This window comes from Streptomyces sp. NPDC002265 (assembly GCF_040296125.1).
Taxonomy (GTDB): domain Bacteria; phylum Actinomycetota; class Actinomycetes; order Streptomycetales; family Streptomycetaceae; genus Streptomyces.
In genome coordinates, this window is sequence record NZ_JBEOWS010000146.1 from 1 (window position 1) to 21,804 (window position 21,804).

Annotated in this window: 23 protein-coding genes; 14 read left to right on the forward strand and 9 right to left on the reverse strand. The window is 71.6% G+C overall.

Features of this window, described 5'->3' with window-relative positions:
• Nucleotides 1–120 precede the first annotated feature (120 nt).
• Both ABT085_RS24320 and ABT085_RS24325 read right to left on the reverse strand, forming a co-directional pair.
• Nucleotides 121–1,566 carry a glyceraldehyde-3-phosphate dehydrogenase gene (locus ABT085_RS24320; protein WP_351611634.1) on the reverse strand — a complete coding sequence of 482 codons (1,446 nt, stop codon included), beginning with the start codon at nucleotides 1,564–1,566 and terminating at the stop codon, nucleotides 121–123.
• Nucleotides 1,567–1,612: 46 nt separating this feature from the next.
• Nucleotides 1,613–2,566, reverse strand: coding sequence for an EamA family transporter (locus ABT085_RS24325; RefSeq protein WP_502982795.1), 954 nt, complete (start codon nucleotides 2,564–2,566; stop codon nucleotides 1,613–1,615).
• 68 nt (nucleotides 2,567–2,634) lie between these two features.
• Here ABT085_RS24325 and ABT085_RS24330 point away from each other — a divergent pair, with 68 nt between their 5' ends.
• Both ABT085_RS24330 and ABT085_RS24335 read left to right on the forward strand, forming a co-directional pair.
• Nucleotides 2,635–3,516, forward strand: coding sequence for a LysR family transcriptional regulator (locus ABT085_RS24330; protein ID WP_351611637.1), 882 nt, complete (start codon nucleotides 2,635–2,637; stop codon nucleotides 3,514–3,516).
• A 110-nt stretch (nucleotides 3,517–3,626) separates the two neighbouring features.
• Nucleotides 3,627–4,034, forward strand: a complete 408-nt coding sequence (locus ABT085_RS24335; protein ID WP_351611640.1) for an SseB family protein — start codon at nucleotides 3,627–3,629, stop codon at nucleotides 4,032–4,034.
• Nucleotides 4,035–4,321: 287 nt separating this feature from the next.
• Here ABT085_RS24335 and ABT085_RS24340 read toward each other — a convergent pair whose 3' ends face one another.
• Nucleotides 4,322–5,305 carry an AraC family transcriptional regulator gene (locus ABT085_RS24340; protein WP_351611643.1) on the reverse strand — a complete coding sequence of 328 codons (984 nt, stop codon included), beginning with the start codon at nucleotides 5,303–5,305 and terminating at the stop codon, nucleotides 4,322–4,324.
• A gap of 127 nt (nucleotides 5,306–5,432) precedes the next feature.
• On the opposite strand from ABT085_RS24340, the gene ABT085_RS24345 reads away from it, so the two are divergent.
• The gene (locus tag ABT085_RS24345) at nucleotides 5,433–6,527 is read left to right on the forward strand and encodes a hypothetical protein (RefSeq protein WP_351611645.1); all 1,095 of its coding nucleotides are present in this window, start codon (nucleotides 5,433–5,435) and stop codon (nucleotides 6,525–6,527) included.
• 94 nt (nucleotides 6,528–6,621) lie between these two features.
• On the forward strand, nucleotides 6,622–6,819 hold the full coding sequence (locus ABT085_RS24350; RefSeq protein ID WP_351611648.1) for a hypothetical protein: 198 nt from the start codon (nucleotides 6,622–6,624) through the stop codon (nucleotides 6,817–6,819).
• On the opposite strand, the gene ABT085_RS24355 is transcribed toward ABT085_RS24350, so the two are convergent.
• The 6 genes from ABT085_RS24355 to ABT085_RS24380 all read right to left on the reverse strand — a co-directional run bounded on the left by ABT085_RS24355 (nucleotide 6,809) and on the right by ABT085_RS24380 (nucleotide 12,162).
• A complete protein-coding gene (locus tag ABT085_RS24355; protein ID WP_351611650.1) occupies nucleotides 6,809–7,228 on the reverse strand; it encodes a MarR family winged helix-turn-helix transcriptional regulator in 420 nt (139 codons plus the stop codon). The genes ABT085_RS24350 and ABT085_RS24355 overlap by 11 nt on opposite strands.
• An 83-nt stretch (nucleotides 7,229–7,311) precedes the next feature.
• Entirely contained in the window at nucleotides 7,312–7,662 is a 351-nt protein-coding gene (locus tag ABT085_RS24360; protein ID WP_351611654.1) for a VOC family protein, read from the reverse strand.
• A 327-nt stretch (nucleotides 7,663–7,989) separates the two neighbouring features.
• A complete protein-coding gene (locus ABT085_RS24365; RefSeq protein WP_351611656.1) occupies nucleotides 7,990–9,021 on the reverse strand; it encodes a LacI family DNA-binding transcriptional regulator in 1,032 nt (343 codons plus the stop codon).
• Entirely contained in the window at nucleotides 9,018–9,923 is a 906-nt protein-coding gene (locus tag ABT085_RS24370; RefSeq protein WP_351611659.1) for a carbohydrate ABC transporter permease, read from the reverse strand. The genes ABT085_RS24365 and ABT085_RS24370 overlap by 4 nt, the downstream gene beginning before the upstream one ends.
• A complete protein-coding gene (locus ABT085_RS24375) occupies nucleotides 9,920–10,846 on the reverse strand; it encodes a carbohydrate ABC transporter permease (protein ID WP_351611666.1) in 927 nt (308 codons plus the stop codon). The genes ABT085_RS24370 and ABT085_RS24375 overlap by 4 nt, the downstream gene beginning before the upstream one ends.
• Nucleotides 10,843–12,162, reverse strand: a complete 1,320-nt coding sequence (locus tag ABT085_RS24380) for an ABC transporter substrate-binding protein (RefSeq protein WP_351611668.1) — start codon at nucleotides 12,160–12,162, stop codon at nucleotides 10,843–10,845. The genes ABT085_RS24375 and ABT085_RS24380 overlap by 4 nt, the downstream gene beginning before the upstream one ends.
• A 251-nt stretch (nucleotides 12,163–12,413) precedes the next feature.
• Here ABT085_RS24380 and ABT085_RS24385 point away from each other — a divergent pair, with 251 nt between their 5' ends.
• The 10 genes from ABT085_RS24385 to ABT085_RS24430 form a co-directional block, all read left to right on the forward strand.
• Complete coding sequence (locus tag ABT085_RS24385; RefSeq protein WP_351611670.1) at nucleotides 12,414–14,435, forward strand: beta-galactosidase; 2,022 nt, start codon at nucleotides 12,414–12,416, stop codon at nucleotides 14,433–14,435.
• A 119-nt stretch (nucleotides 14,436–14,554) separates the two neighbouring features.
• The gene (locus ABT085_RS24390) at nucleotides 14,555–16,114 is read left to right on the forward strand and encodes a glycosyl hydrolase 53 family protein (RefSeq protein ID WP_351611673.1); all 1,560 of its coding nucleotides are present in this window, start codon (nucleotides 14,555–14,557) and stop codon (nucleotides 16,112–16,114) included.
• Nucleotides 16,115–16,304: 190 nt separating this feature from the next.
• Nucleotides 16,305–16,592, forward strand: coding sequence for an ArsR family transcriptional regulator (locus tag ABT085_RS24395; protein ID WP_351611676.1), 288 nt, complete (start codon nucleotides 16,305–16,307; stop codon nucleotides 16,590–16,592).
• Nucleotides 16,593–16,707: 115 nt separating this feature from the next.
• Nucleotides 16,708–17,724: an SMP-30/gluconolactonase/LRE family protein gene (locus ABT085_RS24400; RefSeq protein WP_502982796.1), complete on the forward strand. Its 1,017-nt coding sequence runs from the start codon at nucleotides 16,708–16,710 to the stop codon at nucleotides 17,722–17,724.
• Between the two features lie 126 nt (nucleotides 17,725–17,850).
• On the forward strand, nucleotides 17,851–18,306 hold the full coding sequence (gene crcB, locus ABT085_RS24405) for a fluoride efflux transporter CrcB (RefSeq protein ID WP_351611680.1): 456 nt from the start codon (nucleotides 17,851–17,853) through the stop codon (nucleotides 18,304–18,306).
• Nucleotides 18,303–18,695, forward strand: a complete 393-nt coding sequence (locus ABT085_RS24410; RefSeq protein ID WP_351611683.1) for a DUF190 domain-containing protein — start codon at nucleotides 18,303–18,305, stop codon at nucleotides 18,693–18,695. The genes crcB (ABT085_RS24405) and ABT085_RS24410 overlap by 4 nt, the downstream gene beginning before the upstream one ends.
• Nucleotides 18,692–19,066 (forward strand): fluoride efflux transporter CrcB, encoded by a 375-nt coding sequence (crcB, locus tag ABT085_RS24415; RefSeq protein ID WP_351611686.1) that lies wholly within the window; start codon nucleotides 18,692–18,694, stop codon nucleotides 19,064–19,066. The genes ABT085_RS24410 and crcB (ABT085_RS24415) overlap by 4 nt, the downstream gene beginning before the upstream one ends.
• A 73-nt stretch (nucleotides 19,067–19,139) precedes the next feature.
• On the forward strand, nucleotides 19,140–19,976 hold the full coding sequence (locus tag ABT085_RS24420) for an undecaprenyl-diphosphate phosphatase (RefSeq protein ID WP_351611688.1): 837 nt from the start codon (nucleotides 19,140–19,142) through the stop codon (nucleotides 19,974–19,976).
• A gap of 203 nt (nucleotides 19,977–20,179) precedes the next feature.
• Nucleotides 20,180–20,890 carry a FadR/GntR family transcriptional regulator gene (locus ABT085_RS24425; protein ID WP_351611697.1) on the forward strand — a complete coding sequence of 237 codons (711 nt, stop codon included), beginning with the start codon at nucleotides 20,180–20,182 and terminating at the stop codon, nucleotides 20,888–20,890.
• An 11-nt stretch (nucleotides 20,891–20,901) separates the two neighbouring features.
• Nucleotides 20,902–21,804 (forward strand): asparaginase (locus ABT085_RS24430; RefSeq protein WP_351611691.1); only part of this gene is annotated, 903 nt, incomplete at its 3' end.

Here is a 21,804-nt window from a genome sequence, read left to right on the forward strand (position 1 = left end):
GTGGCGGCCCTCAGGGGGTGGTCGCGGCGGACGCCTGTCGAACTGTGCCGGTCAGGTGTCCGACGCGACCGGACCGGCCCCCGCTCTCCGACCAGAGAGGGGCCTGGAGTCGATCGACGCTCAGGCCGCCGGGGCCGGGTACGTCGGGTACTCGACGCCGGAGACGTGCTGGACGACGCGGATGACCTGGCAGGAGTAGCCGAACTCGTTGTCGTACCAGAGGTAGAGGATCGCGTTGTCGCCGTCGACCTTGGTGGCGCCGGCGTCGACGATCGACGCGTGGCGCGAGCCGATGAAGTCGCTGGAGACCGCGTCGGGCGCCGTGGTGAAGTCGATCTGGCGCTTGAGCGGCGAGGTCAGCGAGACGTCACGGAGGTGGTCGAGGACCTCCTCGCGGGTGGTCTCCCGGCCGAGACGCAGGCTCAGGATCGCGATCGAGACGTCCGGCACCGGCACCCGGATCGAGCTGCCGGTGATCGGCGCCTTCAGGTCGGGCAGCGCCTTGGCGACGGCGGAGGCGGCGCCGGTCTCGGTGATCACCATGTTGAGCGGCGCGGAACGGCCACGGCGGTCGGCCTTGTGGTAATTGTCCAGCAGGTTCTGGTCGTTGGTGAACGAGTGGACGGTCTCCACGTGGCCGCGCAGCACACCGTACTCGTCGGCCATCGCCTTCAGCGGCGGCACGATCGCGTTGGTGGTGCAGGACGCGCAGGACAGGATCTGCTCGTCCGGCTTGATGGTGTCGTGGTTGACACCGTGCACGATGTTGGGGACGTCGCCCTTGCCCGGCGCGGTCAGGACGACCTTGTCGATGCCCGGACGCAGGTGCTGCGACAGACCCTCGCGGTCGCGCCAGCGGCCCGTGTTGTCGATGAGGATGGCGTTCTTGATGCCGTACGCCGTGTAGTCGACCTCCGCCGGGTCGCCCGCGTAGATCACCTTGATCTCGTTGCCGTTGGCGGTGATGGTGCTGTTCGCCTCGTCCACGGTGATCGTGCCCTGGAACTGCCCGTGGATGGAGTCGCGGCGCAGCAGCGAGGCGCGCTTGACGATGTCCTGCTCGCCGCCCCGGCGCACGACGATGGCGCGCAGCCGCAGACCGTTGCCGGAGCCGGACTTCTCGATGAGCAGCCGGGCGACGAGACGGCCGATGCGGCCGAAGCCGTAGAGGACGACGTCGCGCGGCTCGCGGCGCTCGATCTTGTTGCCACCGGTGGCGCCGGAGACGGCCTCGGAGGTGAACTCCGCGACCGAGAGGCCTCGGTCGTCGGCGCGGTACGTCGCCGCCAGCATGCCGATGTCGATCTGCGACGGACCGAGGTCGAGCGTGGTCAGGGCCTGGAGGAACGGCAGCGTCTCGGTGACCGAGAGCTCCTCGCCGGCTATCTGACGGGCGAACCGGTGGGTCTTGAGGATGCTGACCACCGACTTGTTGACCAGGGAGCGGCTGTGCAGCAGGACCGTGACGTCCCGCTCCCTGTGCAGCTTTCCGATCATCGGGATCATGGACTCCGCGATCTCCTCGCGGGTCTTCCAGTTCGTGAACGAGTCCTCGTTGACAGTCACAGGTCCATCTTTCGAGCTAGGCAGTGCTCAAATGATAACCCGTGGCTCATTCGAGCTTCGAGCGGGGGTTCGACACCCGGTCTACGGGCGAGGGCTGCGGGGCGGGCGTGGGCGTCCGGCGGCGTCCGGCGAGCATGCTGACCGCGTTGGCGACGACGACCGCGCCGATACCCGCCGTCTCGGCCCAGCCCAGCCGCTGGCCCAGGACGACCAGCCCCGACAGCGCGGCCAGCACCGGATTGACGCTCATGAACAGGCCGAAGGCCTGCGCGGGCACCCGGCGCAGCGTGAACAGGTCCGCGAGATAGGGCACCGCGGACGACAGCACCCCGGCGGCCACCGCGCACCCCGCGGCGCCCACGGTCGGCGGATGCGCGACGGCGACCACGGCCCCGACGGGCAGGAACACCAGGGCGGACACGCCCGCCGCGGCCGCCGACCCCTGCGCGCCGGGGATCCGGCGGCCGACCGTGCGGTTGAGGAGGATGTACGACGCCCAGCAGGCGGCGGCGAGCAGGCCGAGCCCCGTCCCGAGGTAGTCCGCCGAGGGCCGTGGCCGCATCAGGACGGCGACACCCGCCGCGGCGACCACCGCGCAGTACGCGTCCACCCGCCGGCGCGCCGCGGCCAGTGCGATGCTCAGCGGGCCCAGGAACTCCAGCGTCACCGCGAGGCCCAGCCCGATCCGGTCGATCGCGCTGTACAGGGACAGGTTCATCGTCCCGAACACCAGGGCGAGCAGCAGTACGGGCCACCACTGCTCGCGGGTGAAGCCGCGCAGCCGGGGCCGGGCCACCGTCAGCAGGACGGCCGCCGCCACGTACTGGCGTACCGCGACGACACCGACGGGGCCCAGCACGGGGAAGGCGAGGGAACCGACGGCGGCACCGACCTGGTTGGACAGACCGCTGCCGACCATGGTGCCCACTCCGGCCAGGGAGGCGCGGGCACCCTCGGCGCGGTGGACCGGGGCCGGCGGACGCGGGGGAGCGTTGTGCATACCCCGAGCGTCGGCCACGCCCCCGCTTACGAAAAATGCATAGGCTGATCCGTCTATACGCTTGAGTCATGGATGGCACCCGGGTGGAGCTGCGGCAGCTGCGCTGTCTCGTCGCGATCGTCGACGAGGGCACGTTCACGGACGCCGGCATCGCCCTCGGCGTCTCCCAGGCGGCGGTCTCCCGCACCCTGGCCTCGCTCGAACGCGGCCTCGGCACCCGGCTGCTCAGGCGCACCTCCCGCGAGGTGACGCCGACGCCGGCCGGTCTGCGGGTCGTCGCGCACGCCCGGCGGGTGCTCGCCGAGGTCGACGACCTGGTCCGGGAGGCCACCTCGGGCCACACCCGGCTACGGGTGGGCTACGCCTGGGCGGCCCTCGGCCGGCACACCCTGGCCTTCCAGCGCCGGTGGGACGACACGCATCCGGAGACGGAACTGAGGCTGGTGCGCGCCAACTCCGCCACGGCGGGCCTGGCTGAGGGCGGCTGCGACCTCGCGGTGGTACGCAGGGACCCGGGCGACCAGCGGTTCGACTCGGCGATCGTCGGACTGGAGCGGCGCCTGTGCGCCCTGGCGGCCGACGACCCGCTGGCCCGTCGGCGCTCGGTGCGGCTCGCCGAACTCGGCGGCCGCACCCTGCTCGTCGACCGGCGCACCGGCACCACCACGCCCGAGCTGTGGCCCGCCGACGCCCGCCCTGCCGTCGAGGAGATCCACGACGTCGACGACTGGCTCACCGTGATCGCCACCGGCCGGTGCATCGGCATGACCGCCGAGTCCACCGCCAACCGCTACCCGCGGCCCGGCGTCGTCTACCGGCCCGTGCGGGACGCCGAACCCGTCGCCGTACGGCTCGCCTGGTGGCGCGACGACCAGCACCCCGCCACGCAGGCCGTGATCGAGGTGCTCACCGAGCTCTACCGCCAGGACCGAGGGACCCGCTCCGTTTGATGCGCCGACGGGCGCATGGCCGCCGTCGTCGTGGGTACGCGAACCCAGCCGCGCCCGGTGCCCTTGCGGGCGGGGCAGGCCCGACGACCACCGCTACCAGGGGACCCGAGATGGAGACACCCGCCCACCACGAGGCCGGCAGCACCGCCCGACGGGCGCTGACCGCGCTGGCCGAGAACACCCAGGACACCGTCGCGCTGGACGCACTCGCGCACAGCGACGTGCTCGTGCCGGTACCCGACGACGCCCCCGAGGAGAGCGCCGCCGATCTCACCACCGTGGCCCTGCCCGTCCTGGAGTACCAGGGCGGCGAGCCGGTGGTGCCCGTGTTCACCTCCGAACCGGAGATGGCCCACCTGCTGCCGTTCGTCTCGCGCTACCGCCTGGTGCCGCTGGGCGCGCTCGCCGCGCAGTGGCCGGACGGTGAGCTCTCGCTCGCCATCGACGGCGCCGCGGACCACGCCCTGACGCTGACGTCGGAGGGCGTGCGCACCCTGCTGGCCCGGCCCGGGGGCTGAGGGGCGCACCCCGGCGGCCGGCGGGACCCGACCGCCGGACTCGCGGGGGGAACGCCGGACCCGATGAGCGTGGGCGGTCCGCGCGCCCTCGCGCGCCCAGGCCCTGCCGGGGTGGGGTGAGCGGCGCCGACCCCGTTCACCCCGCGGCGGTCTCCCTCGCCGTTCGATCAAGGTTAGGCGGGTGCGACGGCGCGCATGCTCCGGAATGCGAAGCCGGTGTCCGCATTCCGCACCCAGTTGTTCCGCACCGAGTTCACCGGATTCCGCACCGAATTCACCGGCCGCCGTCACCCGGCACGCAGCGTCTGCGACGGCGACTCCCCGAACCGGGTCCGATAGCGCTGCGCGAACCGCCCCAGATGGCTGAATCCCCACGCGTACGCCACGTCGGTGACCGTGGTCGTCCCCGGATCCGCGGCCCGCAGCTGCTCACGCACCCGCCGTAACCGCACCTCGTTGACGTACGACATCGGGGACATGCCCACATGCCGGCGGAAGGCGTCCTGGAGGGCCCGCACGCCGACCTGGGCGATGGCGGCGAGACTCGTCGCGTCGTACGGTTCGGCCGGCCGGTCGTGGACGACGTCCATGACCCGTTTCACCGGCGCGGGCCGCAGCCGGGGGCCGGGAACCTCCAGCTCCTCCCGGTAGTTGTGCCCGGCGGCGTACAACACGCCTTCCAGCAGCGTCCGTTCGATCGAGGCGCGGATCAGCGGCTGGCCCAGCAGCCCGCCCGGCACGTCCTTCTCCGACAGGGACCACCGCGCCAGGTTCGCCCAACTCAGCCCCGGGCCCTGCGTGATGTCGACGTACGGCGCGAACCGGGGACGGCCCCCGAGCGGTCTGCCGAGCAGGCCCTCAAGCCGCCGGTGCACCGCCGCCCGGTCGAGCTTGACGGCCAGGGCCCGGCAGTCGCGGGACCAGTCGTCGACCTGGACCGGACGGTCGGGGTCGAGGAAGAGGGCCTGGTCGGGAGTCGCGTATGAGGAGGCCCCGCGCCCCTGTCCGACCCGGAACCGGCCGGTGAGCGGCACGGCCACGTGGTAGGCCCGCGGCTGGACGAACTCCATCGCCACCTCGGTGCCGAAACTGAGCTCCCCGACGGTGAGTTCACCCAGCTCGACCACACTCATCTCGGTGAGGAACGTGTCCGGGGAACCCGCCACGTCCAGGCTCAGATCGTAGTAGTGACTCGCGATCGCGTCATGGGACTCGTCCACGCATCGCGTGCGGTAGCTGCTGAACCGGACTGCCCGCTGCTCCTGGCCCATGGCTGCGCTCCCTGGTGCGGCCTTTGCCGTCCTGTGCGGCATTCGTGGAGCATGATGGCACCGTGGGCGGGCCGCGCCGACCCTCACGGCGGCGTGTTCGTCACCGGCGGGGGTTCAGAATGAACTCATGCTCTGGATCTCCGGCGTGGCCGGCGGGCTTGTGCTCCTACTCGTCCTCAGCAGCATCCTGCGCACCCTCGTGGTGCCGCGAGGCCTCTACTCCGTGCTGGTCTTCCGGCTCTGGTGGCTGCTGCGCCGCGTGCTGCGGCTGGCCGCGCCGTCCGGCGGCTACCGTGCCGTCGACCGCGCCCAGACCTGGCTCGCCCCGCTGATGCTGATCGGCATGCTCGCGACCTGGCTGGGCGGAGCCCTGATCGGCTACGGCCTGCTGCTGTACGCGCTGTCCCCGCTGTCCTGGGCGAGCGCCTTCCGCGAGGCCGGCTCCAGCCTGTTCACCCTCGGGTTCGCCAGCGGCGCGCGGATCAGCCTGTCGGCGCTCGACTTCTTCGCGGCGGCCACCGGCCCGGTCCTGATCGCCCTTCAGATCGCCTACCTGCCCACCCTCTACGCCGCCTACAACCGGCGCGAGCTGGAGGTCACGCTGCTCCAGTCCCGGGCCGGGGAGCCCGCCTGGGGCCCGGAGATCCTGGCCCGGCAGTGGCTCGTCGACACCGAGACGGCCCTGCCCGAGCTGTACCGGTCGTGGGAGCGGCTGGCCGCCGACATGGGCGAGAGCCACTCCACCTATCCGGTGCTGCTCGCCTTCCGCTCACCCCGGCCGTACCGCAACTGGCTGGTCGGACTGGTCGCCGTGATGGACGCGGCGGCCATGCAGCTCGCGCTCACCCCGCGGATCGCCCCGCCGGAGGCCCGGCTGGTGCTGCGTGCCGGGTTCAGCGCACTGCGGGACATCGCCCGCTCGGTACGCATCCCGTTCGACCCGGACCCGGCCCCGGACGCCCCGATCCAGCTCACCTTCGCCGAGTTCGAGGAGGCGGTGGCGATGCTGGAGCGCACGGACTTCCGCGCCGAGCTCAGCCCCCGAGAGGCCTGGCAGCACTTCCACGGCTGGCGGGTCAACTACGAGGCCATCGCCTTCGAGCTGTGCCGCCGCTGCGACGCGGTACCGGCCCTGTGGACCGGCCCCCGCGACTTCCGGGCCGCCTCGGTCTCCCCGCAGCGCCCGGCCGACCGGCGACCGCAGTCGCCCGCGGCGGGTTAGGGCCTCCATCGCCGGGGACGGAAAACGGCTCCGGCACCAGGACCTGGGCGGCACGGTCACCGCCCTCGCGCCCGCGGGCGGCGGTCGGGCGGCCGTGCTCGTGGGCGCGGACCGGCTGTGGCGCCTCGGCATGGGCGACGAGCGCCGCCCGGGGGCGGACGCCGGGACCCCGGTGCGCGACGTCGACGGCAGCGCCGAGCCCATCGCCCCGCTCCTGAGGGCGGACGACACCTGGATCGCCGTCGACTCCGACGGCGACAGCCGTCCCCCGGTCCTCGGGATCAGGGAGTGACGGACACGTCTTGGGCCCGGTCCTCGGCCAGCATCCGGGCCAGCACCGCGCGCTGCAGCGGCAGCACCTCGGCGTGCAGGTCGCGCCCCTTGCGGGTGAGGGCGACCCACACTCCGCGGCGGTCCTCCACACAGACGGAACGCTCGACCAGACCGTCCTTCTCCAGCCGCCCGATGAGGCGGGACAGCGCGCTCTGACTCAGATGCACCCGCCCGACGAGGTTCTGCACACGGCAGTGGCCGCCGCCCTCGGGCGACTCGGCGTCGAGGATGTCGAGCACCTCGAAGTCGCTCGCGCCCAGGCCGTACGGGTGCAGCACACGGTCGATCTCGCACATCGTGCGCGCGTGCACCGACAGGATGTCCCGCCACTGTTGTTCGAGCCGGGTGGTCGCCGTGTTCACTGCCATACCCGCACGGTAACACCGAACCGGCCATTCGTTGAGTATGCAACTAGTGCATGTGCAAGCGGCGGAACCGGCGGAAGCCGGTCTCAGGCCACCGGGTCCTCGAGGAGCCCCACCATGTTGCCGTCGGCGTCCTTCACCGACGCGATCAGCCGGCCGTTGCCCACGTCGTGCACGTCCTGCACGGTCTCGGCGCCCGCCGCCAGCAGCGCCGCCAGCTGCGCCCGGATGTCGGTGACGTGCCAGAACGGCACCGGCCCGGTCAGACCCTGGGCATGTCCGTTCGGGTTGAGGCCCACGTCCTGGCCGGCGTCCTTGAAACCGACGTAGTAGGGCTCGTCCGCATACGGCTCGACCCCCAGCAGCGCGCTGAACATGGTCTTCGCCTGGGCGAGGTCCTTGACGGGGTAGATGATCGTCTTCACGCCCGCGGTCATGGCGTACTCCTCGGTGAGGTGGGGGCGACGGACCGACGCGGCGCGCCGGTGTCGTACCGGCGCGTTCCGCCGGTGCACTCACGTTAAGCCGGGGGACCGCTCGGCGGCTTCTCCGATCCTGACCGGTCCGGGACCGTCCGGCGGACGAGGGCCCCGCCGCCGACGGGCCCCTCCGGAGGGCGCGGACCGTGTGCGGCGTTCCCCCGAACGGTGACCGGCCGCCCGCGCCACGTGCCGCTCACGCCGGCCCCGAACCGTGACCGGCCCGCTCGCCCCACCGGCCGCGCACGCCGGCCCCCGAACGGTGTCCGGCCCGCCCCCGCCCGCTCACGTCGATTCGCGCTTGACCAGCTCGGTCGGCAGGATCACCGCGGCCGGGTCCTCGCCGCCGATCTGGGCGAGCAGCACCCGCACCATCTCGTTGCTGATCCGGTCCCAGGGCTGGCGGATGGTGGTGAGGGCGGGTGTGGCCGCGACCGCCGCGGGGGAGTCGTCGAAGCCTCCGACAGCGATGTCATCCGGCACCCGCAGACCGGCCCGCCGCAGCGCGGCCAGCACGCCCTGGGCCATCAGGTCGGAGGCGACGAACACCGCGTCCAGGTCCGGGGCCTGCGCGAGCAGCCGCTCGGCGCCCGCTTCGCCGCTGGCCCGGCTGTAGTCACCGGAGACGACGAGCCGCTCGTCGAGCTCGACGCCCGCCTCGGTGAGCACCTCCCGGTAGCCGGCGAGCCGCTCCACACCGCCCGGGGTGTCGAGCGGACCGGTGACCACGCCGATCCGGCGGCGGCCGAGCGACAGCAGATGGCGCACCATGTCCCGGGCGCCGTCCCGGTCGTCGGCGGCCACGTAGCTCACCTTGGAGCCGAGCCCGATCGGTTTGCCGCACGCGACCAGCGGAACGCCCGCCGCGCACAGCTCCTCCGCCACAGGGTCGCCGGAGTGGCTGGAGACCAGCAGCACCCCGTCCACATGCCCGGCCGTGATGTAGCGCGCTATGCGCCGCCGTTCGTCCTCGGTGCCCGCCAGCATCAGCAGCAGGGGTATGTCGTGCGCGGCCAGCGCCTGGGTGCAGCCGCGCAGCAGGATGTTGAAGTTGGGGTCCTCGAAGAACCGCTCCTGCGGCTCGGTCAGCAGGAAGCCGACCGAGTCCGACCGTCCCGTGATGAGGGAACGGGCGTGCCGGTTGACGACGTAGCCCGTGCGACGGATGGCGGCGTTGACCGCCTCCTGTGCGGTGGGGCTGACGTAGTGGCCGCCGTTGAGCACGCGCGAGACGGTGCCCCGGGAGACCCCTGCCTCGCGCGCCACGTCATGGATGGTCGGCGGCCTGCGCCGGCCCCCCGCATTGTTCATGGTCATGACTTTACGGCCCCTGACAGCAGGTCCAGGCTCCAGAACCGCTGAATGACCAGGAAGAGCGCGACCAGCGGGAGCACCGCCAGGAAGGCGCCCGTGATCACGAGGGTGTACAGGGCCGGGGTGTTCGACCCCTGTTCCAGCAGGGTGTACAGGCCGACGGTGATCGGGAACTTCTCGTCGTCGCTGAGCATGATGTACGGCAGCAGGAAGTTGTTCCAGACCGCCACGAACTGGAACAGGAACACGGTGACCAGGCCGGGCACCATCATGGGCAGCGCGATCCGGCTGAAGATCCGCCACTCGCTCGCCCCGTCCATCCGTCCGGCCTCGACCACGTCGGAGGGGACCGCGGCGGCGGCGTAGATCCGGGCGAGGTAGACGCCGTAGGGGGCGAGGACCTGGGGCAGCAGCACGGACAGGTGGGTGTCCGTGAGGTCGGCCTTCGCCATCAGCAGGTACTGCGGGACGGCGAGGATCACCGGCGGCATGAGGACGCCCGCCAGCAGGATGTTGAACAGGGTCTCCCGGCCGCGGAAGCGGTAGACCGCCAGCGCGTAGCCGCTGACGGCGGAGACGGCCGTCGACAGCAGGGCGCCGAGGCCCGCGTAGAGGGCGGAGTTGCCCATCCACTTCCAGTAGACGCCGTCGCGGTAGGTGCTCAGCTCCTTGACGTTGTCGGCGAAGCCGCTGCCCGGCAGGAAGGTGAAGGTGGAGAAGAGTTCGTGGCCGGACTTGGTGGACGCGATCACCACCCAGGCCACCGGCAGCAGGCAGTACAGCGCGCCGAGCAGCAGGGTCACGGTCGGGACCAGCGCGATCCGCCGGCGCAGCGGTGGCCCCTGGGCGGTGCCCGGCGTGGTCCCCGCGGCCGGGGCGGCCTTGCGGACGGCAAGAGAACTCATCGTGCGGCCTCCTGCTTGTTGCGGCGGTTCGCGGCCCGCAGGAACCCGAAGGACAGCACGAGCGTGACAAGGGCGATCAGCGTCGCCTCGGCGGCGGCCGCGTAGATGTCCCCCTTGCCGAAGGCGTCCTGGTACACCTTCATCAGCGGACTCCAGGTGGTGGGCAGGGAGTTGGTGAGCGGTTTGAGGGTGGTGGGTTCGTTGAACACCTGGAGCGTGGCGATGATCGAGAAGAAGAAGGTCAGCACCAGCGAGGGCGCCACCATCGGGATCTTGATCCGCAGGGCGATCTGGAGCGGGGTGGCGCCGTCCAGCTCGGCCGCCTCGTACACCTCGGCGGGGATGGCCCGGAGCGCGGTGTAGATGACGATCATGTTGAAGCCGGTGCCGCCCCAGACCGCGATGTTGGACAGGGCGAGGTACAGCGGACCGCCGTCCAGCAGGTCCGGCTGGGGCAGGCCCAGCTTCTCCAGTACGAAGTAGAAGGGGCTGACGTCCGGCAGGTACAGGAAGCCCCACAGCAGCGCGGCCACGACGCCGGGGATGGCGTACGGCAGGAAGATCGCGAGCCGGGTGAACGGGGCGAGCCGCACCTTGTCGGAGTCGAGCATCAGCGCGAACAGCAGGGCGAGCCCGAGCATCACGGGCACGACGATGCAGCCGTAGCCGAGGACGTGCAGCGCGCCGCCGAGCAGTTCGTCGTCCGTGAGGGCGGCGCTGTAGTTCCGGAACCCGGCCCAGACCTCCTGCCGGGCACCCGAACCCAGGCCGAGCCCGGAGACGTGCACCTTGCGGAAGCTGAGCCAGACCGCGTACCCGATGGGCAGCGCGAAGAACAGACAGAAGAGGATCGTCGCGGGAAGGAGGAAGGCGTACGGGGCCCCCTTGACCCCGTACCGCCTCCGGTGTGCGGGGGTGGTCACTGAGCGACCCCGAAGCCCTGCTTCTTGAGGTCGGCCACCGTCTCGTCCTGCATGGTGTCCAGGGCGGCGGCGAAGTCCGACTTGTTCTTCGCGGCGGCGCCGAAGGCGTCGTTGAACGACGCGTAGGCGACGTTGACGTTCGGGCCCCACGCGGACGGCGCGGTGGTCTCGGCGATCTTGGCGGCCTGGGTGTAGAAGTCGGCCTGGTTGGAGAAGTAGTCCGGCGGCGTGAGGAAGGCGCCGCTGGTCTGGGCGGCCGTGGAGGCCGGGTAGATGCCGCTCTCCTTGGCCAGCGCGTTCAGCGCGTCCTTGTCGGTGTTGAGCCACGCGGCGAACTCGGCCGCGGCCGCCTGGTGCTCGGAGTCCGTGGTGACGGCGGTGGAGGAGCCGCCCCAGCTGCCGGTGACGTTCTCGCTCGCGGACCACTGGGGGAGCGGGGCCATGGCCCACTTGCCCTTGGTGTCGGGCGCCGCCGTGGTGAGCGTGCCCGGCGCCCACACGGCGCTGACCCAGGCGATCTGCTTGCCGGTGTCCAGGGCCTTGTTCCAGGCCGGGGTGTACATCGGCTGGTTGTCGATGACGCCCTCCTTGACGAGGCCGCCCCAGAACTTGGCGACCTTCTGGCTCGCCGCGTCGTTGATGCCGACCTTCCACTTGTTGCCGGAGGCCGTCCACCACTTGGCGCCGGCCTGCTGGGCCAGGCCCGCGAAGAGGCCCGAGTCGTTGGCGGAGAACGTGGTCAGGTCCGTGTCCGGCGAGGCCTTCTTCAGCTTGCGGGCGGTCTCGGCGAACTGGTCCCAGGTGGTGGGGACCGTCAGGCCGTACTTCTTGAACAGGTCCTTGCGGTAGTAGAACATCATCGGCCCGATGTCCTGCGGGATCGCGTAGACCGCGTCGGTGCCGAGCGTGGTCTGCTGCCAGACGCCGTCGGCGAACTCGCTCTTGGCGTCGCCCACGTTCTTCGATATGTCCGCCAGCGCGTCATTGCTGACCAGGGTCGGCAGTGCCTGGTACTCGGCCTGCACCAGGTCCGGCGCCTGCTTGGCCTTGTGGGCGGTGAGGATCTTGGTGACCAGCGAGTCGCCGGAGGCCTGCTTCTTGACCGTGACGGTGATCTGTTCCTTCTTGCCCCGGCCCTTGTTCCACAGGTCGACGACCTTGTCCATGCCGGGCGTCCAGGTCCAGTACGTGAGCGAGACCGGCCCCGACGCGGCCTCGCCGGTGTCGTCGGACGAACCGCAAGCGGCGAGGGCGGTGGCGCCGAGGGCGACGGCGACGGTGGTTGCCACGAGGCGACGGCGCTTCGTGTTCGGCATGGATCTCTCCCCTGACCTGGGGCCCCCGCCCTGATGCGAGGGCCTGCCATGCTGCTGTGAGCCTGCTGTGAGCGTTCACATGATCATGGGCCTCATGCTTGATGAGGCCCTGCCATGCGTCTGTGAGCGTTCACAGTAGAGAAACATCCCAGACACTTGTCAATGGTTGTTGCTGTGCGGTTATGTTGGGCTCGCGCCGTCGATGATGTGTGTGCACGTTCCCAAATGATCGATTTAAACGGGAGAGATCCATGCCGGACACCACCCCCAGGGGCCTCACCAGGCTCGCCTTCGGTGGGGACTACAACCCGGAGCAGTGGCCGGAATCCGTCTGGCACGAGGACGTCCGGCTGATGCGGGAGGCCGGCGTCACCATGGTGAGCGTCGGGATCTTCTCCTGGGCGCTCCTGGAGCCCGCGCCGGGCGTCCACGACTTCGGCTGGCTCGACCGCCTCCTGGACCTGCTGCACGACAACGGCATACGCGCCGACCTGGGCACCCCCACCGTGGTCCCGCCCGTCTGGTTCTTCCGCGCCCACCCCGAGGCGCTGCCCGTGACGGCCGACGGCACGCGCTACGCGTTCGGCTCGCGCGGCGCCGTCTGCCACAGCAACGCCGCCTACCGGGCCGCCGCCGCGGACATCACCACCCGGCTCGCGACGCGCTACGCCGAACACCCCGCGCTCGCCCTGTGGCACGTGCACAACGAGTACGGCGTCCCCGTCTCGGCCTGCTACTGCGACTCCTGCGCCGCGCACTTCCGACGCTGGCTGGCGGCCACGTACGAGACCGTCGAGGCGGTCAACGAGGCCTGGGGGACCGCCTTCTGGGGCCAGCGCTACGCCGCCTTCGACGAGATCGAACCGCCCCGGCTGACCCCCACGGTCGGCAACCCGGGCCAGGCGCTGGACTACAAGCGCTTCGCCGACGCCACGATGCGCGAGAACTTCGTGGCCGAGCGGAACATCCTGCACCGGCTGGCCCCCGGCGTCCCGGTCACCACGAACTTCATGACCGCCCTCAGCCAGTGCGACTCGGTCGACTACTGGGCCTGGGGCCGCGAGGTCGACATCGTCAGCAACGACCACTACCTGATCACCGACGGCCGCCGCACCCACGTCAACCTCGCGATGGCCGCCGACCTCACCCGCTCGGTGGCCGGCGGAGCCCCCTGGCTGCTGCTCGAACACTCCACCTCGGGCGTCAACTGGCAGCCCCGCAATCCCGCCAAGGCCCCCGGCCAGATGGCCCGCAACTCCCTCGCGCACGTGGCCCGCGGCTCCGAGGGGGCCATGTTCTTCCAGTGGCGCCAGTCGCGGCGCGGCGCCGAGAAGTTCCACTCGGCGATGCTTCCGCACGGCGGCACCGACACGCGCGTGTGGCGAGAGGTCGTCGAACTCGGCGCCGCGCTCGACTCGCTCGGCGCCGTCCGCGGCACCCGCACCCGCGCGGACGTGGCCGTCCTGTGGGACTGGCACTCCTGGTGGGCGCAGAACCTCCAGTGGCGCCCCAGCGAGGACCACGACCCGCGCGAGCGCGCCGACGCCTTCTACGCGGCCCTGTACGACCGCCACCTCACGGTCGACTTCGCCCACCCGGAAGCCGACTTGTCGGCCTATCCCCTTGTCGTCGTACCCGCCCTCTATCTGATGACCGAGGCGGCCGGGAACAACCTCCAGGAGTACGTCGAGAACGGCGGCACCCTCGTCGTGTCCTACTTCTCCGGCATCGTCGACGAGCACGACGCGGTGCACGAGGGCGCCCACCCGGGCGCGCTGCGGGACGTCCTCGGCCTGACCGTGGAGGAGTTCTCGCCCCTGCTGTCCGGCGAGTCGGTGCGGATCACCGGCCCCGACGGCGGCGAACTCGGCGCCGACGTGTGGACGGAGTTCGTCGTGCCGCGCGGCGCCGAGACCGTCTGGACGTACGCCGACGGCCTGACCGCGGGCCGCCCGGCCGTCACCCGCCACCGCCTGGGCGAGGGCACCGCCTGGTACGTCTCCACCCGCCTGGGCCCCGAGGGTCTCGACGCGCTCCTCGGCCGGGCCGCCCAGGACGCGGGCGTCGCCCCGTACGCCGAACTGCCCCGCGACGTCGAGGTCGTGCTGCGCACCGGCGAGGCGGGCGACTACCTGTTCGCCCTCAACCACACCGCCACGGACGCCAAGGTGCCGCTCCAGGCGCACGGCACCGAACTGCTCACGGGCGAACGCGCCGCCGGCTGCCTCGCGCTCCCGGCGGGAGCCGTCCGGGTCGTACGACTCGACGGCTGAGCCGAGTCTCCCCTCCGTCCGTGCGAGCCGCGAGCCGCGGACGGAGGGGCCGCGCCCCCTCCCCGCCGCGCCACCGGGGGCGCTTTCACCCCACCACGTCGAAGGGACGACGGACGAAGATGTTCCATCCCAGACGCACCATCAGGGCCCTGCTGCTCCCGCTCGTCGCCGGGCTCGCCCTCCTCGCGCTGCCCGCCCAGAGCGCGACCGCCGCCAGTACCCTCGCCAACGGCGGCTTCGAGGCCGACGGCACCGGCACGGCCATCCCCAGCGGCTGGTCCGAGTCCGGCTCCACCGGTGCCTCGTACGTGGAGGCCGGCGGCCACGGCGGGAGTTACCGGCTGAGCCACTACGCCTCCGCCGCCTACAAGGTGGAGACGTACCAGTACCTCTCCGGGCTGACCAACGGCACCTACACCCTCACCGCCTGGGTCCGCTCGGGCGGCGGCCAGAACTCCGCCTATCTGGCCCTGAAGAACTGCGGGAGCTCCGAGCAGCGCACCGATCTGCCGGTCTCGACCAGCAGCTGGATACGGATCGTCACGTCGGTCAACGTGACGAACAACCAGTGCACGATCAGCATCAACAGTGACGCGAACGCGGGCAACTGGATCAATGTGGACGACCTGACCTTCGCGTCGGGCACCACCGGACTGTCGATCAAGGGATCCGACATCTCGTCCCTCGCCAAGAGCGAGGCCTACGGCGGGGTCTACAAGACCGCCTCCGGCACCACCGGGGACGCGCTCGCCATCCTCAAGTCCGCCGGCATGAACTACGCGCGCCTGAAGGTCTGGGTCGACCCGGCCGACGGCTACAACAACAAGACACGCGTGCTCGCCATGGCCAAGCGCATCAAGGCGCAGGGCATGAAGCTGCTGGTCGACCTCCACTACTCGGACTCGTGGGCCGACCCGGGCAAGCAGACCAAACCGGCCGCGTGGGCGGGGCACTCGTACAGTCAACTGAAGACCGACGTGTACAACCACACGTACGACGTGCTGAACGCGTTGAAGGCCCAGGGCACCACGGCCGACATGGTCCAGGTGGGCAATGAGATCAACGGCGGCATGCTGTGGTCCGAGGGCTCGACCGACAACTGGTCCCAGCTCGCCGGCCTGATCAACTCCGGCTACAGCGCGGCCAAGGCGGTCTCCTCCGGCACCCAGGTCGCCCTGCACCTGGCCAATGCCGGTGACGACGCCACCGTGCGCTGGTGGTTCGACAACGCGGCCGCCTACGGGATCAACTACGACGTGATCGGCCTGTCGTACTACGGCTACTGGCACGGCACGCTCGCCGCGGCGCAGACCACGCTCGACGACGTCGCCTCGCGCTACGGCAAGCCCGTCTTCGTCGCCGAGACGGCCTACCCGTTCCGTCTCGACAGCGACGACTCGCTGACCAACCAGATCGACACCACCGCCGAACTGGTCTCCGGCTACCCGGCGACGGCGGCGGGCCAGCTGGCCTGGATGAACAGCGTGGCGAACATCGTGGAGGCCGTCCCGAACGGCCGCGGCCTCGGTGTCTTCTACTGGGAGGCGACCTGGACCGCGGTCACCGGCAACGGCTGGGACCCGACCGACGCCACCTCCGGCAACGGCTGGGAGAACCAGGCCCTGTTCGGCTTCGACGACAAGGCCCTCTCGTCGATGGCGTGGTTCAGCCACCGCTGAGCGGGTGCGGGGGCCCGGCCGTGTCCACGCGGCCGGGCCCTTTCCCGTCCCACCAGTCCCGTACTCGAACTCCCTTGCTGCACAGTGGAGTTCGATACCGGTCAGGAGTGACCGACAGGGGGACGGAACGGTCCGGGCTGCGCCACAGTGGGAGGACGCGGTTCGAGCAGGCTCGGACGGAGGGGACGAGATGCTGAGGGCTCCGGTCGGCGACAGGCGTCTGGACATCCTGGAGTGGCTCAAGGATCCTGCCGCGCACTTTCCTCCGCAGCGGCACGGCGACCTCGTCGAGGACGGCGTCACCGCCCACGTCGTCGCCGTGAAACTCGGCGTACGGCGCAAGGTGGCCGAGACCCACCTCGGCCTGCTGGCCGGCATCGGAGTGCTGCGCACCACCCGGATCCGGCGGCGCACCTACTACCGGCGGGACGAGGTCCGGATCGCCGAGGTGGCCCGGATGTTCGAGAAGGGCTGGTAGGCCCCGGGTCCTCCGGGCCGACGGGCCCCCAGCTCTTCGGGCCGGTGGGCCCCGGGTCCTCCGCCCCTTCCCCTTCCCCTTCCCCTTCCCCTGCCGCCCTTCCGGCGTGTCTGCGATGATCCGGTGGCTCCCACCGACATGCCGATACCCAACGAAGAGGCAGGCGCCCGTGGCCCGTTCCACCGCTCTGGTTCCCGTCCGCCGTGTCGCCGTCGGCGGCCGCGGACCCGAGGACGTCGTCGTCGACCCCCGCGGCCGGGTGCTGACCGGTGTCGAGGACGGCCGCATCCTGCGCCTGGACGGACTGACCGGCCGGGCGCCGGCCCGGGTCGAGGTGCTCGCCGAGACCGGCGGCAGGCCCCTCGGCCTCGAACTCCTGCCGGACGGCGCCCTGCTGGTGTGCGACGCGGAACGCGGACTGCTCACCGTCGACCTCGACGCCGGAACCGTCCACGTCCTCGCCGACTCGGTGGCGGGGGAGCGGCTGCGGTTCGCCAGCAATGTCGTCGCCGGGCCCGACGGCACCGTCTACTTCACCGTCTCCAGCCGCCGCTACCCCCTGGGCCAGTGGATCGGCGACCTGGTCGAACACACCGGCACCGGGCGGCTGCTGCGGCTGGCTCCCGGCAGCCGGACGCCCGAAGTGCTGCTGGAGGGACTTCAGTTCGCCAACGGGCTCACCTTCGGCGGCGACGGCTCCTTCCTGGTGATCGCCGAGACCGGCGCCCGACGGCTCATCCGCTACCGGCTCACCGGCCCGCAGGCGGGCCACGCCGAACCGTTCGCCGAGGACCTGCCGGGGATGCCGGACAACATCGGGCGCGCGGGCCCCGACGGCCCGATCTGGGTGGCGCTGGCCGGCCCGCCCGTCCCGCCGCTGGACCTGCTGCACCGCGCCGCGCCGGCCGTGCGCCGGGCCGCCGCCGCGGTGGCCGTGCGCGCACCGTTCCGCCCGATCGGCACGTCGGGCGTCCTCGCCGTGGACGACGAAGGGCGGGTGCTGCACCACCTCGCCCACCGCCGCCCCCCGTTCCGCATGATCACGGGCGTGTGCGAGACCGAGGGGCACCTGGTCCTGGGGAGCCTGTGGGAGCGCGGCGTCGCGGTGTGCGAGGCACCGGCGCGGGGGTGATCCGGTTCCTCGGCGGTGAACCGGCTCCCCGACGGTGAACCCGCCCCCGGCACCCGGCGTTACCCTGTTGACCGGCCGTGGTCACCGTTCTGGTGCGACGAGGTGCCCCAGCGGGAGACGTACGACATGACAGCCAGACAAGCCGAGAGCGTCCGCGCCTCCGCCGTGCGGCGCGACGCCCTGCGCGGGCAGCTCCCGGTGGTCGGGGTGGTCGCCGCCGGCGGAGCCCTCGGCGCCGTCGCGCGCTACGCGGTCTCGCTGTGGTGGCCGTCGCGGGCCGGCGGCTTCCCCTGGGCGACCTTCTCGATCAACGTCGTCGGCTGCGCCGTGATCGGCGTGTTCCTGGTGCTCGTCACCGAGGCGTGGCGCCCCCACCCGCTGCTGCGCCCGTTCTTCGGCACCGGGGTGCTCGGCGGCTTCACCACCTTCTCGACGTACGCGGTCGACATCCAGAAGCTGCTCCAGGCGGGGCACCCGCGCACGGCGTTCGGCTATCTCGCCGCGACCCTGTGCGCGGCGCTCACGGCGGTCTGGCTGGCCGCGACGGCGACCCGCCGCGTCCTGACCTGGAGGCAGCCATGACGGAACCGACCCAGGGCGCGCTGCGCCTGACCGTCTTCATCGGCGAGAGCGACCGCTGGCACCACAAGCCCCTGTACAGCGAGATCGTCCACCGGGCCCACCGGGCCGGTCTCGCGGGCGCCAGCGTCTTCCGGGGCATCGAGGGCTTCGGCGCCTCCTCCCGGATCCACACCGCCCGGCTGCTGTCGCTGAGCGAGGACCTGCCGGTGGCGGTCGTGGTCGTGGACACCGACGAGCGGGTACGGGCCTTCCTGCCACAGCTCGACGAACTGGTCACCGAGGGGCTGGTGACCCTCGAACCCTGCGAGGTGGTCCGGTACGTCGGACGCACCGCAGAACCGGGCAGTCCGGATGAAGGCGGCGAAACGGAAGGTAAGAAGTCGTCGTGAACTGGGTGCTCGTCGTCATCGGTGGCATGGTGGGTGCCCCGCTGCGCTATCTGACCGACCGGGCGGTGCAGTCCCGTCACGACTCGGTCTTCCCCTGGGGCACCTTCGCCGTCAACGTCGTCGGCTGTCTGGTCCTGGGCCTGCTGACCGGCGCCGCGACGGCCGGTGCCGCCGGGCCCCACCTCCAGCTGCTGCTGGGCGCCGGTCTGTGCGGGGCCCTGACGACGTACTCGACCTTCTCGTACGAGACACTGCGGCTGGCCGAGACGGGCGCCGGGTTCTACGCCCTCGCCAACGTCGTCGCGAGCGTGACGGCGGGCCTCGGTGCGGCCTGCGCCGGGGTGTGGATCGCCCAAGGAGCGTGGGCGTGACTGTTCCGGGCGGCCCCGGACGTAGTAAGACTGTCTACAGCACTGTCGACCAACCTCCTCAGAACTGGATTCCATGAGCGCCATCTCCGTCGGCCAAGCCGTCGTCCTCGGAGTAGTCGAGGGAGTGACCGAGTTCCTCCCCGTCTCCTCCACCGGCCACCTGAAGATCACCGAGGGGCTGATGAACATCCCCGTCGACGACGACGCCGTCGTCGGCTTCTCGGCCGTCATCCAGGTCGGCGCGATCGCCGCCGTGCTCGTGTACTTCTTCAAGGACATCGTGCGGATCGTGTCCGCGTGGGGCCGCGGACTGGCCAACCGTGAGGAGCGCCACCATCACGACTACAAGTTCGCCTGGTGGGTCATCTACGCGACGATCCCGATCGTCGCCGTGGGTCTGGCGGCCAAGCCGCTCATCGAGGGGCCGCTCGCCTCGCTGTGGGTGGTCGCGGGCTCGCTGATCGCCGGCAGTTTCGTGATGTGGGCGGCGGACCAGATGGGCCGCCACAAGCGCGGTGAGGACGACACCTCGTTCAAGGACGCGATGCTGGTCGGCAGCTCCCAGATCCTCGCGCTGCTCTTCCCGGGCTTCTCGCGCTCCGGCGCCACGATGTCCACGGCGCTCATCCTGGACCTGGACCGGGTGGCCGCCACCCGCCTGTCGTTCTTCCTCGGCATCCCCGCCCTGACCGGCGCGGGCCTGTACGAGCTGAAGGACGCCCTGGGCGCGGGCGTGGGCGCCGCCCCGCTGGTGGTCGGCACGGTCGTCTCGTTCGTGGTGGCGTACGCCTCCATCGCCTGGCTGCTGAAGTTCGTCGCCAAGCACTCCTTCAACGCCTTCGTGATCTACCGGATCGTCGTCGGCCTGGCGCTGTTCGGCCTGCTCGCCGGCGGTGTGATCGACGCCTGAGCGGTCCGGCCGTGCTCGACGGCCGCCGGACAGGCCCTGGTGCAATGAACAAGGGTGCGGGGTGTGAAGCGGGTTTTCAGGCTTCACACCCCGCACCCTTGTTTTCGGCTGCTTGACAGGTTGCTCCCGTCAACCGCAGGATCGTTCCTGTGAACCTGTCAGACAGCCAGACAGGTGGTACGACACCGCGGCGCGTGAGCGCCATGGAGGCGGTGCTCGGCCACCTCCGCGGTGCCATCGAGAGCGGCACCTACGCCATCGGCGACAAGCTCCCCTCCGAGGCCGAGCTGTGCCGCACCCTCGAAGTCTCCCGGCCGGTCCTGCGCGAGGCGCTGCGCGCCCTCCAGACGATGGGGCTGACGGTCTCCAGGACCGGAAAGGGCACCTTCGTGGTCGCGGCCGCGGTGGAGGACCCCACCTTCGGCGACTACGCGGCCAGCGACCTGCTGGAGGTACGCCGCCACGTCGAGATCCCGGTCGCCGGGTACGCGGCGCTGCGCCGCACCCCGCAGAACCTCGACCATCTGGCCCATCTGCTGGACCGTATGGAGCGGGAGACGGACACCACCGCGTGGGTCGCGATGGACACCCTCTTCCACCTCGCCGTGGCCGAGTCCGCCCAGAACCCGGTCTTCCGCCGGGTCATCGAGGAGATCCGCGACGCGCTGGCGCGCCAGTCCGCGTTCCTGACCGAACTGGCCGGCCGGCGCGAGCAGTCCAACCGCGAGCACCGGGCCATCCTCGAGGCACTGATCGGCGGCAGCGAGTCCGACGCGGTGGACGCCATGTCCCACCACCTCGACCGCGTCGAGACCAGCCTCACCGACATCGTGCGCCCCACCCGTACGGGCCACCCCACCGAGAGCCGGCCCGGGGCGATCCCCGCGGGCCGGTCCCCGTCCCTCCACCAGTGAGCCAGCCAGTGATGCACAGCAACGACCTCGCGGACGCCCCCGCGACCCGTGAACCCCTCCACGCCCCCGTCGCCCACCTCATACGCGCCGGGATGATCGAGGGCACCCACTACGGTTCCGTCGTCGTCCTCGGTCCCGAGGGCGACGTCCGGTTCCAGCTCGGCGACATCGAGGCCGCCTTCTATCCGCGCTCGGCCCTCAAGCCCGTCCAGGCCGTGGCCATGGTGCGGGCCGGGCTGCCGCTGGAGGGCGAGCTGCTCTCGCTGAGCGCCGCGAGCCACTCCGGCGAGGAGCGCCACCTCGCCGGCACGCGCCGGATCCTGGAGCGGGCCGGCCTCACCGAGGACGACCTGCGCAACGTGCCCGACCTGCCCTACGACCCGGTCGTGCGCGACAACTGGGTGCGCGAGGGCAGGCTGCCGTCCCGGCCGGCCCAGAACTGCTCCGGCAAGCACGCGGCCATGCTGTACACCGCCCGGCTCAACGGCTGGTCCCTGCACGACTACCTCGACCCCGGTCACCCCCTCCAGCGGGCGATCGCCGCGAGCGTGGAGGACCTGACCGGTCAGCGCGTCGCCCGCGTCACGGTCGACGGCTGCGGCGCCCCGCTGTTCGCGGTGTCCCTGCACGGCCTGGCCCGCGCCGCCGCCCGGATCGCCTCCGCGCCGGCCGGCAGCCCGGAGCGCCGGGTGGCCGACGCGATGCGCGAGCACGCCGAGATGGCCTCCGGCAGCGGCCGGGACGTGGCCGGGCTGATGCGGGCCGTCCCCGGTCTGCTCGCCAAGGACGGCTTCGAGGGCGTCCAGGTCGCCGCGCTCCCGGACGGCCGGGCCGTCGCCGTCAAGATCGCCGACGGCGCGAACCGCGCCCGGGTCCCGGTCGCCGCGGCCGCTCTCGCCCGCGCCGGCGTCGAC